General features: G+C 73.3%; 9 protein-coding genes. 4 read left to right on the forward strand and 5 right to left on the reverse strand.

All coding sequences use genetic code 11. The annotated features are described in order from the left end of the window. Positions 1-191 precede the first annotated feature (191 nt). A complete protein-coding gene (locus ACFVXK_RS20730) occupies positions 192-920 on the reverse strand; it encodes a DUF402 domain-containing protein (protein ID WP_389613699.1) in 729 nt (242 codons plus the stop codon). 113 nt (positions 921-1,033) lie between these two features. After that, complete coding sequence (locus ACFVXK_RS20735; protein ID WP_389613701.1) at positions 1,034-2,437, reverse strand: class II fumarate hydratase; 1,404 nt, start codon at positions 2,435-2,437, stop codon at positions 1,034-1,036. Positions 2,438-2,545: 108 nt separating this feature from the next. On the opposite strand from ACFVXK_RS20735, the gene ACFVXK_RS20740 reads away from it, so the two are divergent. The 4 genes from ACFVXK_RS20740 to ACFVXK_RS20755 all read left to right on the forward strand — a co-directional run bounded on the left by ACFVXK_RS20740 (position 2,546) and on the right by ACFVXK_RS20755 (position 8,331). Next, entirely contained in the window at positions 2,546-4,075 is a 1,530-nt protein-coding gene (locus ACFVXK_RS20740) for a ricin-type beta-trefoil lectin domain protein (protein ID WP_389613703.1), read from the forward strand. 298 nt (positions 4,076-4,373) lie between these two features. Next, positions 4,374-5,576 carry a hypothetical protein gene (locus tag ACFVXK_RS20745; protein WP_389613705.1) on the forward strand — a complete coding sequence of 401 codons (1,203 nt, stop codon included), beginning with the start codon at positions 4,374-4,376 and terminating at the stop codon, positions 5,574-5,576. Between the two features lie 40 nt (positions 5,577-5,616). Then, entirely contained in the window at positions 5,617-7,731 is a 2,115-nt protein-coding gene (locus ACFVXK_RS20750) for a tetratricopeptide repeat protein (protein WP_389613707.1), read from the forward strand. Positions 7,732-7,746: 15 nt separating this feature from the next. Further along, positions 7,747-8,331, forward strand: a complete 585-nt coding sequence (locus ACFVXK_RS20755; protein WP_389613709.1) for a flavin reductase family protein — start codon at positions 7,747-7,749, stop codon at positions 8,329-8,331. Positions 8,332-8,463: 132 nt separating this feature from the next. On the opposite strand, the gene ACFVXK_RS20760 is transcribed toward ACFVXK_RS20755, so the two are convergent. From ACFVXK_RS20760 to ACFVXK_RS20770, 3 genes are all read right to left on the reverse strand, one after another. Continuing rightward, positions 8,464-9,381, reverse strand: coding sequence for a BTAD domain-containing putative transcriptional regulator (locus ACFVXK_RS20760; protein ID WP_389613711.1), 918 nt, complete (start codon positions 9,379-9,381; stop codon positions 8,464-8,466). 171 nt (positions 9,382-9,552) lie between these two features. After that, positions 9,553-10,350 carry a glycerophosphodiester phosphodiesterase gene (locus tag ACFVXK_RS20765; RefSeq protein WP_389613713.1) on the reverse strand — a complete coding sequence of 266 codons (798 nt, stop codon included), beginning with the start codon at positions 10,348-10,350 and terminating at the stop codon, positions 9,553-9,555. A gap of 139 nt (positions 10,351-10,489) precedes the next feature. Further along, on the reverse strand, positions 10,490-12,154 hold the full coding sequence (locus ACFVXK_RS20770; protein WP_366454540.1) for a fumarate hydratase: 1,665 nt from the start codon (positions 12,152-12,154) through the stop codon (positions 10,490-10,492). Positions 12,155-12,390 lie beyond the last annotated feature (236 nt).

A 12,390-nucleotide genomic window follows, 5' to 3' on the forward strand; every position in this document is an offset into this window, starting at 1 on the left:
TACCCGCTCAGCGGCGGGGGCACCACCACCCCCGGGTTCCGCGTCCCGCTCGTTACCTTTCTTTCCGCGTCGACCTCCGGTCAAGTCCCGGTCGCCGCAGGTCATTTACGGGTGCGGGACCGGGAGGGCCCCCCGCGCACGACCGGCGGAGGACGATCCTACGTTTGAACCCCGGGGGCGCATCAAGGGTCTCATGACGTCATATGCGCCGGGGTGCGGTCCCAGTCCTCGGGCAGAACCGGAACTTCCCAGGCCGGATCGGGCCTCCAGTTCTCCCAGCCGTCACGGAACGGCGGCCCCCAGGCCTTGACGACCTCCAGGGCCGCGCGGCCCGCCTCCTCCACCCGTGCGGCCTGTTCGTCGTCGATCAGCCCGATCCGCCGCGCCTGCGCGAACTCGTCCTCGTCCCGCCACTTCCAGCTGCGGTCGGGGTGGACGGAGATGTCGAGGAAGTGGTCCACCGAGTCCACCCCGCCCGACCAGCGGGTGCGCGGCTCCTCCAGGTTCACGTACCAGTCCCTGAACTGCCAGTCGCGGTCCCAGAACAGCCACACCGACCAGGGCTCCGCGGGCCGGGCCAGCTTGAGCACCCCGGCGCCGAACCAGCGCGAGCGCACGGTGGTGCGCGGGGCCGTGTAGCGGGTGGCGAGGGGTTCCTCGTGCACCGGGGTGCCGTCGGCGAGCACGGGCTTGACGCACTCGGTGCCGGGCGCCATCCACACCGCGAGCAGCTCGTCGGTGTCCTGGACGACGGTCACCGGGCGGGCGATGTGGACCTGTCCCCGCGGGCCGGGGCCGAGGCCGCGGTAGCGCCAGAGGATCCGGGTCCCGGGTGCCCAGTGCGCGCCGTGCGTCCCGCCCGGTGCGGCGGGACCCGCCGCACCGGCGCCGGGGCGGGAAGTACGGGAAGTACCTGTCATGCGCAGATCTTAGGGCGGTGCCCCCCGGGGATGCTGCGGTGCAGGTCACGGAGGGGGCCGGGGGGTCGTGAACGACCGGATCCGGCCCCTGCCGGGCCTCCTTTCCGGGAGGTTCAGGGGCGGGTCATCCGCAGGACGTCCAGCGCCTCGTCCAGCTGCCGGAGCGTCAGCGCGCCCCGGTCGACGTAGCCGGACTCCAGGACCACCTCGCGGATCGTCTTGCGTTCCGCGAGCGAGCGCTTGGCGACCTTGGCGGCCTCCTCGTAGCCGATGTAGCGGTTGAGGGGGGTCACCACGGAGGGGGAGGACTCGGCGTACTCCCTGGCCCGCTCGGTGTTCGCGGTGATCCCGTCCACGGTGCGGTCGGCCAGCAGGCGGCTGCCGTTCGCCAGCAGACGGACGGACTCCAGGAGGTTGCGGGCCATCACGGGGAGCATCACGTTGAGTTCGAAGTTGCCGGCGGCGCCCGCCACGGCGACCGCGGTGTCGTTGCCGGTCACCTGCGCGGCGATCATCAGGAGGGCCTCGGGGACGACGGGATTGACCTTCCCGGGCATGATCGAGGACCCGGGCTGGAGATCCGGCAGATTGATTTCGGCCAATCCGGTGCGCGGTCCGGATGCCATCCAGCGCAGATCGTTGCAGATCTTGGTGAGCGAGACCGCGATCGTCCGGAGCATCCCCGAGGTCTCCACCAGCGCGTCGCGCGCCCCCTGGGCCTCGAAGTGGTTGCGGGCCTCGGTCAGCGGCAGCCCGGTGGTCCGCGCCACCTCGGCGATCACCGCCGCCGAGAACCCGGGCGGGGTGTTGATCCCGGTCCCGACGGCCGTACCGCCCAGCGGCAGCTCGGCCAGCCTCGGCAGCACGGCCTCCAGGCGCTCGATCCCGTAGCGGATCTGGGCGGCGTACCCGCCGAACTCCTGGCCCAGGGTGACGGGGGTGGCGTCCATCAGGTGCGTGCGCCCGGACTTGACCACCTCGGCGAACTCGGCGGCCTTGCGCTCCAGAGCCAGTTCCAGGTGGCGCAGGGCCGGCACCAGGTCGTGGGTGACGGCGGCGGTGGCGGCGATGTGGATGGACGAGGGGAAGACGTCGTTGGAGCTCTGCGAGGCGTTGACGTGGTCGTTGGGGTGGACCTCGCGCCCGAGCCGCTCGGTGGCCAGGGTGGCGATCACCTCGTTGGTGTTCATGTTGGACGAGGTCCCGGAGCCGGTCTGGAAGACGTCGACGGGGAAGTGCTCGTCCCAGTGGCCCTCGGCGACCTCCGCCGCGGCGGACCGGACGGCGTCCGCGGTCTCCTCGTCCAGCACCCCGAGCTCCGCGTTGACCAGGGCGGCGGCCGCCTTGATCCGGGCCAGGGCCTCGATGTGGGCGCGTTCGAGGTGCTGCCCGGAGAGCGGGAAGTTCTCCACCGCGCGCTGGGTCTGGGCGCGCCACTTGGCGTGGGCGGGCACCCGGACCTCGCCCATGGAGTCGTGCTCGGTGCGGAACGCCGCGGACTTCTGATCGTCGGTCATCTTCACATCCTCCTCAGAAAGTTGAGCAATTGTCTTGTTCGGACTGTTCCCATCTCCCCTACCGGCCAGTAAATACCCGGGGTAACACCGCTATCGGGGAGGCAGTACATGGCTCGTTCGCATGCGAAACCCAGGTTCAGATCTACATTCGCCGTGGTCGCGGCGGCCCTGGCCGCCCTCGGGGGCGTCACCGCCATCACCCCCATGGCCGAAGCGGCCCCCGCCGCATCCGGCGCGATCACACCCCTGTCACCGGAACTCGAAGCCATCCGCGCCGCCGAGGCCACCAAGATCTACGGCGACCCCGCGATCCGCCCCCTCGCCGAACGCAAGACCGGGCTCATCTCCCTCGGCGACAGCGAGATCTCCGGCGAGGGCGTCGGCAACTACGACCCCGCCACCAACACCTCCGCCAACCAGTGCCACCGCTCGCCCGACTCCGCCATCCACCGCACGGGCATCCCGGCCGACCTCACCTTCAACGTCGCCTGCTCCGGCGGCTACACCGGCAACATCCGCATCGGCGGCAGCAAGCAGTACGCCGACGAGCTGGTGCAGAGCGACAACCTGGCCGTCAAGGCCCGCAACACGAGGATCAAGATGGTGGTCCTGGTCGCCGGCGCCAACGACGACCTCCAGTTCGGCCCCGTCATGACCGACTGCGTCACCCGCTGGGTCCTCAGCCAGGGCACCTGCGAACCCAAGTACGGCCCCGGCTGGCAGGCCCGCGTCGACGGGCTGGTGCCCAAGGTCGAGGCCACCATCGGCGACCTCAAGACCGTCATGCGCGACGCCGGCTACGCCGACTCCGACTACAAGCTCGTCGTCATGGGCTACCCCAGCCCCATCGGCCCCGACTTCAACGACAACCCCGACTTCCCCGGCAAGCTCCCCGGAGGCTGCGCCGGCTACGACTCCGACGCCGCCTGGGGCCGCAACTACGCCGTCCCCACCTTCGAGAAGGGCATGCGCACCGCCGCCCTCGCCGCCGGCGCCACCTACCTGGACAACTCGCGCCTCTTCCACGGCCACGAGGTCTGCATGGAGGACACCTGGGCCCGCGGCCTCTACCTCGACCTCGGCGACCACTTCCCCTGGGACGAGAACACCGCCCGCCAGTCGTTCCACCCCAACTACCGGGGCCACGGCGCCTTCGCCTCCTGCCTCACCCAGCTCTACGCCTCCGGCCTGCGCGAGGCCTCCTGCGCCGACCCCGCCAGCACCGGGACCCCCGTCCTGCAGGCCGGCGCCTGGGACGACCTCTACAAGCCCCTGAAGAACGAGGCCACCGGCAACTGCCTCGACTCCTTCGGCGGCTCCAGCGCGAACGGCACCAAGGTGGTCGGCTGGGACTGCCACGGCGGCCGCAACCAGGACTGGTGGTACGACTCCGCGAACAAGTCCCTCCACGCCGGACTCAGCCAGGACCGCTGCGTCGACGTCCCCGGCGCCACCTACACGGCCGGCACCGGCCTGATCCTGTGGAACTGCCACGGCGGCGCCAACCAGCAGTTCGTCCGCGACGGCGCCACCCTGCACCCCGCCGCCGCCCCCGCCCTGTGCCTGACGGTGGCCGCCGCCCACGAGCAGCTGCGCCTGCAGACCTGCAACGGCTCGGCCGGCCAGCGCTTCGCGTGACCCTGCTCCCCTGACCCCGGCCTCCAGCGGTTTTGGCCGCGGTTTGGAGAACTTCTGGAGCCGGTCAGCAGCATGGAACGCGTCCCACCCCCACCCACCCTCCGAAGGAGGTGCTTCGAGATGAAGAAGATCCAGATCCGCAAGGCCGGTCCGGTCCGCCTGACCTCTTCCGCGTGCTCGCACTACCCGAGCCCCGCGTAACCGCACCCCGGGCGCGTTCGAGCAAGGGGCGTCCCCGCGCACATCGGGGACGCCCCCACCGGTCCGGGCCCGGCCCACGAGAGACGGAGCCCCCGCCATGGCGGAGCCAGGCCACACCAGCACGGACGACACCCCACTGGCGCTGCATCCGCTGGTCTACCTCCAGGACGGCGACGAGGTCACCATCGGCCGCCGCGACACCGAGTCCTACGCGATCTTCCCGCCCGACGGCGCCGCACTCGTCCGCCGGCTCCAGGAGGGCGCCACCCCCGCGGAGGCCGCCGACTGGTACGAGGCCGAGTACGGCGAACGCGCCGACGTCGCCGACGTGGTCGAGGCCCTGCACGAGCTCGGCTTCGTCCGCACCGAGGGCGAACCGGAGCCGGCCGTCGCGCCCGTGCGCTGGCAGCGGCTGGGCAAGGCCGCGTTCTCCCCGGCCGCCTGGACCGCGTACGCGCTCCTCGTCGCCTGGGCGGCCGTCACCGTCGTCCGCGACCCCGGCCTCCTGCCGACCCCCGACGACCTCGTCTTCAGCCACTACTACGCGGTGATCACCCTCGTCCTGTTCGTCGTGGCGATCCCGCTCATCGCCGTCCACGAGATCTTCCACGCGCTCGCCGGCCGCCGCCTGGGCATCCGCTCGCGCACGAGGATGTCGTACCGCTTCTACTTCCTCGTCGTGGAGACCTCCCTGGACGGCCTCGCCGGGGTGGAACGCCGCAAGCGCTACCTGCCGATCCTCGCCGGAATGGTCGCCGACGTCGTCCTGATCGCCCTCGCCGTCGTCACGGCCGGCCTCACGCACGGACTGACCGGCCGCATCTGCCTGGCGGTCGCCTTCACCACCTTCATCCGGCTGCTCTGGCAGTTCTTCCTCTACCTGCGCACCGACATCTACGTCCTCATCACCACCGTCCTCGGCTGCGTCGACCTGCACACCACGGCCGTGCGCATGCTCGCCAACCGCGTCAACCGGCTGCTCGGGCGCACCGACCGGCTCACCGACGAGTCCCTGTGGCACCCCGTCGACCGGCGGGCCGCCCGCTGGTACTCCTGGCTCCTGCCCATCGGGTACGCCGTCAGCCTGGCCACCTTCCTGTGGGGCGTCGGACCGGTCTTCCTCGCCATGACCTCGGCCTCGCTCGACCGCTTCGCCGCCGGCCGCGCCACCTGGGTCCAGCTGACCGACGCGGCCGTCTTCCTCGTCCTGACCTTCGGCCAGATCGCCTTCGCCCTCTGGCTCGCCGCCAGGGAGCGCCTGCGCAGCCGGCGGGCCCGGCTCCACCACGTCATCGCCTGACGGGACCACCCCCGGCGGGCCTCTTCCGAAAGGCGGGCCCATGACCGGGCACCACTGGATCTCCGCACCCCACCGCCCCGCCCGCGCCGCCCTGCTGGCCGGCCTCGACCTGCCGCCGCTCCTGGCCGCCGTCGACGCGCACCGCCGCCTGCGCGGCCCGTACACCGCGGCCGGCACGCTGCTGCGGCTGCTGGCCCCCGAGGCGCTGCGACGACGGCCCGAACTGGCCGCCCGCCACTACATCGAGCTCCAGGAGAGCACCCCCGAGCTGGCCCCGCTCGTCCCGCCGGTCACCCACCACATCGAGGAGCAGTCCACGGCCGGCGAGGTCAGCCGCTACCCGGCCCGCCTGCACTCCCTGCGCGTCGCCCACGGCATCGTCGACTTCCTGCTCGCCGCCCTCGCCGACGCCGGCGCGGGCCCGCGCACCCTCGTCGTGGAGAACGTGCAGCACGCCGACGTCACCGACCAGGAGTTCCTGGCCGCCGCCCTCCGCCGGATCCCGCCCGACCTGCTCACCCTCGTCCTGTGCACGGGCACGGCCGAGCTCCTCGACCCGCCCGGCTTCCCCTCCCTCTCCCTGCCGGCCGCCCTCGCCGCCCACACGGCGAAGACCGCCGCCGCCGCGGACACCCCGGCCGGCCCGGCCGCCGAACCGGGCCCCGAGGCCGTACGCCGCTACGTGGACGGCGACTGCACCGACGACGACCCCGCCCTCGCCGCCGCCTACGAGGCCCTCCCCGCCGAAGCGCGCACCGCCCTCCACGACGCCCGCGCCGCCGCACTCGCCGCCCGCGCCGAGGAGGCCGAGCCCTCGCTGCGCCTCGGCGCCCTCCCGTTCCACCTGGTGCGGGGCAGCGACCCCGGCGGGGCCGGCGTCGAGGCCCTGCGCGCCGCCATGCTCCGCTGCAAGTACCTGGGCTTCTACCACGTCGCGGCCGAACTCGGGGACGAGGGAAGGCGGCTGACCGACCCGGAGCGGCGCCCCGACCTGTGGTGGATCTTCATCCGGGAATCCGGGGTCTGCCTCGCCGCCGCCGGCCGCCCCGACGAGTCGGCCGTCCTCCAGGAGGAGGCGCGCACGGCCACCCAGAGCCCCGCGCACCACATGAAGCTCGCCTACGAGATCGGCATGCTCTACGCCCGCCACTACCCCGAGGAGCGGCGCGACCCCCGCCGGGCCCGGGCCTGGGTCAACACCGCCATCTCCATCGCGGACCTGCTGCCCGACCCCAAGGAACGCGCCTTCTACTCCGTCTTCAACCGCAACGGCCTCGCCCTCGTCGAGGTCCGCGACGGCCGCCCGGACGAGGCGCTGCGCCTGCTGGACCAGGGCATCGAGCGGCTGAACCGGGAACTCGGCCTCGGCGAGCGCACCTGGCACCAGGTCGGCCTGCGCTACAACCGCGCCCAGGTCAACAGCATGGCCGGCCGGCTGGAAGCGGCGCTGGAGGACTACGGCGAGATCATGGACGCCGACGACGACTTCGCGGACCACTACTTCAACCGCGGCAACATCCTGCGCAAGCTGGGCCGCCCGGCCGAGGCCATCGCCGACTACGAGCGGGCCCTGTCCCTGGAGCCCCCCTTCCCCGAGGCGTACTACAACCGCGGCGACGCCCGCCTGGAACTCGGCGACACCGACGGCGCCCTCGCCGACTTCGCCCGCACCCTGGAACTCGACCCGGACAACCGGGAGGCCCTCCTCGCCCGGGCCGGGCTGCTCGCCGACCTCGGCGACCCCGGGGCGGCCCTGGCGGACGTGGCCGCCGGACTGGCCCTGGCCCCCGACCACGCCCACCTGCTCTGCCTGCGCGGCCGCCTGCTCGCGGAGGCGGACCGCACCAAGGAGGCGGCCGAGGCCCTCGACGCGGCGCTCGCGAGCGACCCCGGGCTGGCCGAGGCCTGGGCGATCAAGGGCGAACTGGCCTACGGGGAGGGGGACCTGGGGGCGGCCGTGGCCGATTTCGACCGGGCGGTCGAGCTGGCCGACCGGCCCGAGTTCCGCTTCAACCGGGCCGTGGTGCACGAGACCGCCGGCTCCTTCGCCCGGGCCGCCGCGGACTTCGACGCCGTGTACGCGGCCACCGGGGACGCCGACGCGCTCGAACGCCGGGACGCCTGCCGGCGCGCCGCCGAGCGCAGCGCCGTCTGAGCCGGAGCGCGGCGGATGAGCGTGCGGCAGCGGGAGCAGAGCCGGGGGACGGGCAGGGAGCGGAGCCGGGAGACGGGCCGGGAGCCGGGCCGGGAGCGGCGGGGGAGCGGGGAGGCGGTCCCGGCCGACCCCGTGGACCGGTTCACCGAGGCCATGGCCCGCCTGGTCTGCGGGGTGGCCGTGGTCAGCGCGCGGCGGGCCGACGGGAGCCCGTGCGGGCTGCTGGTGTCCTCCGTCAGCTCCTACAGCGTGGCCCCGCCGTCCGTCATGCTGGCCCTCTCGCGCGACTCGCGCACCTACCGGGCCATGGAGGCCCGGGTGGGCACCCCCTTCGGGGTGCACCTGCTGGGCGCCGCCGACGAGGCCCTCGCCCGGGTGTTCGCGGGGCGCGCGGAGGACAAGTTCGCGGGCGTGGCCTGGGACTGGGACGAGGACAGGCCCCGCATCGCGGACGTCCCCGTCTACCTCAAGTGCCGGGCCGCCGCCGTGTTCCCGCACGGGGACCACGTGGTCCTGCTGGGCGAGGTGGCCGAATCCACCGTCCGCGAAGCCGCCCCGCTCGTCCACTACCGCCGCCGCCTGGACTGGCACCTGACATAGGGCGCTCCCTTCGTCCCGGTCCCCGGCCCCGGCTCTGCGGCTCCGGCTGTGGCGGGCTGCGGCCGGGCGGGCTGTGCGGCGGTGGGGCCGGTCGGGCGGGTCGTGCGGCGGTGGGGCCGGTCGGGTGGGGGTTCAGCTCGCGGTGGGCTGGAGGAGCCGCGGTCCGGGACATCGGCCGTGTTCGGGGCCGGTCGGGCGTAAGCCGCCCAGCAGCGCGCGCTGCACCGCCTGCAGCCCCGGCCCCGGCTCGATCCCGACGTCCTCGACGACCACCCGCCGGACCCGGGCGTACGCGTCCAGGGCCTCGGCCCGGCGCCCGGAACCGGCCAGGGCCAGCATCAGCTGCTCGTGGAACTCCTCCCGCAGCGGATGGCGCGCGCACAGCTCCGCCAGCTCGGCGATCACCTCCCGGGACCGGCCCGCGCAGATGTCGGCGCCGATCCGGTCCTGGACCAGCGCGAGCCGCTCCTCCTCCAGCCGCACCGCGTAGTACGCCGGCAGCCGCGCGGGCCCCAGGTCGGCCAGCGGCCGCCCGCGCCACATCGCCAGGGCCGCCGAGAAGGCGGCGCTCGCCGCGGCGCAGTCACCCGCCGTCCGCAGGTCCCGGCCGCGCGCGGCCCGGGCCCGGGAGCGGTCCAGGTCCAGCTCGCCGGGCTCCACGCGCAGCACGTAGCCGGAGCCGGCCGTCCGCAGCACCGGGTGGCGGCGGGGGTCGCCCCCGGCACGGCCGTGCCCCGGGTCCAGCGTCCGGCGCAGCCCGGACACGTACATCTGCAGCGTCGCCTGCGCCGAGCGGGGCGGATGCCCGTCCCACAGCTCCTCGATCAGCATCTCCGCGCAGGCCAGCCGGTTGGCGTGCAGCAGCAGGATCGCCAGCAGCGCGCGCCGCTTGAGCTGGCTCGGCGTGCACACCGCGCCCGCCCGGCGCACCTCCAGCGGGCCGAGGACGAGGTACCTCGGCTCGCCCTCCCCGGCACCGGGTCTGCCACCGGGTTCGTCGTCAGGGGCGGTGCCACCGGCGGAACGTTCGTCCTGCTGTTCTGCGGCCATGCCCCAGTCACCCTCGCCCGCGCCACGGCGCCGGTGGGCGCCTGTCCGTCGTCGGCCAAACGGCATGCCCCGGGCGGATATACCGCCGGGCACGCCACGGCATACGTTCGAGCCTCGCGGGCCGGCTGTCACGGGTGCGAACCAGCCAATGACACACCGTCACACGGGCGGCTACCGGACGCTGTCCGCCCGGACGCCCTCCAGCTGCGCGCGCACCTCGCGGGGCCGGTTGGTGATGATCGTCTCCACCCCCAGCCGTACGCACAGCTCGACGTCCTCGGGCTCGTCCACGGTCCACACCCGCACCCGCAGCCCCTTGGCCCGCAGCCGCCCCACCAGCCCCGGATCCCGGCGCACCAGGTCGATCCCCGGACCGGCGTGCCCGGCGAACGGCGGCCGGGGGGCGCGCAGCCGCCGCTCGATCAGGTGGACCGACGGCAGCCCGGGGGCCAGCCGGTGCAGCCGGGTCAGCGCGTTGCGGGAGAAGCTCATCACCTCGACCCGGCCGTCGGAGCCGTCCGCGAGCCCGTACTCCTTCAGCATCCGCACCAGCTCCGCCTCCAGCCGGCCGCCGGCCCGGGTGGGGTGCTTGGTCTCCACCGCCAGCCCCACCGGCCGGTCCGCCGCCAGGGCCTCCTTCAGCAGGTCCTCGAAGAGCAGCACCCGTGCCCCCCGGTGCTCCGCGCCCTTCCAGCCGCCGAAGTCGAACGCGGCGAGCTGCTCGTACGTGAGCTCGGAGACCACCCCGCGCCCGTCGGAGGTCCGCTCCACCGTCCGGTCGTGCACGCACACCAGCCGCCCGTCGGCGCTCAGCCGCACGTCGCACTCCAGGGCGTCGGCCCCGTCGGCGATGGCCTGCCGGTAGGCCTCGATGGTGTGCTCGGGGTACTCGTGGGAGGCCCCCCGGTGCGCGACCACGCGGATCGCGCGGGCGGTCTCGTGGGAGGGGGCGGTGGTCGTCGCTGCCATGCGGGAATCCTTGCGAACCGGGGTGAACGGCCAGGTGCGGGCCTGTGACCCCGACGTTAACCCGGCCGGGCGTCCGCGCCCGGGCCGGACATGCGCGAGGGCCCCTCCCCGGACGGGGAGGGGCCCTCGGCGCCGCGGGCTACAGGCCCGGACCGCGTACCGGGATGTGGGTGAACGTCGGCTCCGGGGCCGGGTTCTGGAAGAAGTCGTTGCCCTTGTCGTCCACGACGATGAAGGCCGGGAAGTCCTCGACCTCGATCTTCCAGACCGCCTCCATGCCGAGCTCCTCGTACTCCAGGACCTCGACCTTCTTGATGCAGTCCTGCGCCAGGCGCGCCGCCGGGCCGCCGATCGAGCCGAGGTAGAAGCCGCCGTGCGCGCCGCACGCGTCGGTCACCTGCTGCGAGCGGTTGCCCTTGGCCAGCATCACCTTGGAGCCGCCCGCCGCCTGGAACTGCTCGACGTAGGAGTCCATGCGGCCGGCCGTGGTCGGGCCGAAGGAGCCGGAGGCGTAGCCCTCGGGAGTCTTGGCCGGGCCGGCGTAGTACACCGGGTGGTCCTTGAGGTACTGCGGCATGCCCTCGCCCGCGTCCAGCCGCTCCTTGATCTTGGCGTGCGCGATGTCGCGGGCCACGACCAGGGGTCCGGTGAGGCTGAGGCGCGTCTTGACCGGGTGCTTCGTCAGCGTCGCCAGGATGTCGTCCATCGGCTGGTTCAGGTCGATGCGGACCACGTCGGCCGTCTCGTCCAGGTGCTCGTCCGTGGTCTCCGGCAGGAAGCGCGCCGGGTCGGTCTCCAGCTGCTCCAGGAAGACGCCCTCGGCGGTGATCTTCGCGACGGCCTGGCGGTCGGCGGAGCAGGAGACGGCGATGGCGACCGGCAGGGAGGCGCCGTGGCGCGGGAGGCGGACGACGCGGACGTCGTGGCAGAAGTACTTGCCGCCGAACTGGGCGCCGATGCCGATCTTCTGGGTCAGCTCGAAGACCTGCTGCTCCAGGGCCTCGTCGCGGAAGCCGTGGCCCAGCGCGGAGCCCTCGCGGGGGAGCTCGTCCAGGTAGTGGGCGGAGGCGTACTTGGCGGTCTTGAGCGCGTGCTCGGCGGAGGTGCCGCCGACGACGATCGCCAGGTGGTACGGCGGGCAGGCCGCCGTGCCGAGCGAACGGATCTTCTCCTCCAGGAACTTCATCATGGAGGCCTCGTTGAGGACCGCCTTGGTCTCCTGGTAGAGGAAGGACTTGTTGGCCGAGCCGCCGCCCTTGGCCATGAAGAGGAACTTGTACGCGCCGCCGTCGGTCGCGTACAGCTCGATCTGCGCGGGCAGGTTCGAGCCGGTGTTCTTCTCCTCCCACATGGTCAGCGGGGCCATCTGCGAGTAGCGCAGGTTCAGCCGGGTGTAGGCGTCGTAGATGCCGCGCGAGAGGGCCGCCTCGTCGCCGCCCTCGGTGAGGACGTTCTGGCCGCGCTTGCCCATGACGATCGCCGTGCCCGTGTCCTGGCACATCGGCAGCACGCCGGCCGCCGCGATGTTGGCGTTCTTCAGCAGGTCGAGGGCGACGAACTTGTCGTTCGCGCTCGCCTCCGGGTCGTCGATGATGCGGCGGAGCTGGGCCAGGTGCGCGGGGCGCAGGAAGTGCTGGATGTCGTGGATGGCCTCCTCGGCGAGCTTGCGCAGCGCCTCCGGCTCGACCTTGAGGAACGTACGGCCGTCGGCCTCGAAGGTCGAGACGCCCTCGGAGGTCACCAGCCGGTAGGGGGTGGTGTCCTCGCCCAAGGGCAGCAGGTCGGTGTACGCGAACTCCGGCATGTGGCCAATCCTCACTCGGCAGACAGCGCTGGCGTCCGATGTGGCAGCGCGGCTAACCAGCGTAGAACCTCCCGGCTCGGCCGTGTCTGTGAGGTAAGGCTCACCAGCGGCTATCGCGATCTATCGTGTCTCGCTATGCTGGCCGACGTGGACATGGAAAAGCACCCCGCAGACGCCGCCGGCCCCGGCCCCGCTCCCGCGCCGCCCGCCGCCCCGGCGGCTCCGGTGCCGCCCGC

Source organism: Streptomyces sp. NPDC058157 (assembly GCF_042884105.1).
Lineage (GTDB): Bacteria > Actinomycetota > Actinomycetes > Streptomycetales > Streptomycetaceae > Streptomyces.

What these genes read in the sequence shown, in the direction of transcription:
- ACFVXK_RS20755 (WP_389613709.1), top strand. Translation starts at nt 7,747, where the DNA reads ATGAGCGTGCGGCAGCGGGAGCAGAGCCGGGGGACGGGCAGGGAGCGG.
- ACFVXK_RS20740 (WP_389613703.1), top strand. Translation starts at nt 2,546, where the DNA reads ATGGCTCGTTCGCATGCGAAACCCAGGTTCAGATCTACATTCGCCGTG.
- ACFVXK_RS20735 (WP_389613701.1), bottom strand. Translation starts at nt 2,437, where the DNA reads ATGACCGACGATCAGAAGTCCGCGGCGTTCCGCACCGAGCACGACTCC.
- ACFVXK_RS20770 (WP_366454540.1), bottom strand. Translation starts at nt 12,154, where the DNA reads ATGCCGGAGTTCGCGTACACCGACCTGCTGCCCTTGGGCGAGGACACC.
- ACFVXK_RS20760 (WP_389613711.1), bottom strand. Translation starts at nt 9,381, where the DNA reads ATGGCCGCAGAACAGCAGGACGAACGTTCCGCCGGTGGCACCGCCCCT.
- ACFVXK_RS20750 (WP_389613707.1), top strand. Translation starts at nt 5,617, where the DNA reads ATGACCGGGCACCACTGGATCTCCGCACCCCACCGCCCCGCCCGCGCC.
- ACFVXK_RS20730 (WP_389613699.1), bottom strand. Translation starts at nt 920, where the DNA reads ATGACAGGTACTTCCCGTACTTCCCGCCCCGGCGCCGGTGCGGCGGGT.
- ACFVXK_RS20745 (WP_389613705.1), top strand. Translation starts at nt 4,374, where the DNA reads ATGGCGGAGCCAGGCCACACCAGCACGGACGACACCCCACTGGCGCTG.
- ACFVXK_RS20765 (WP_389613713.1), bottom strand. Translation starts at nt 10,350, where the DNA reads ATGGCAGCGACGACCACCGCCCCCTCCCACGAGACCGCCCGCGCGATC.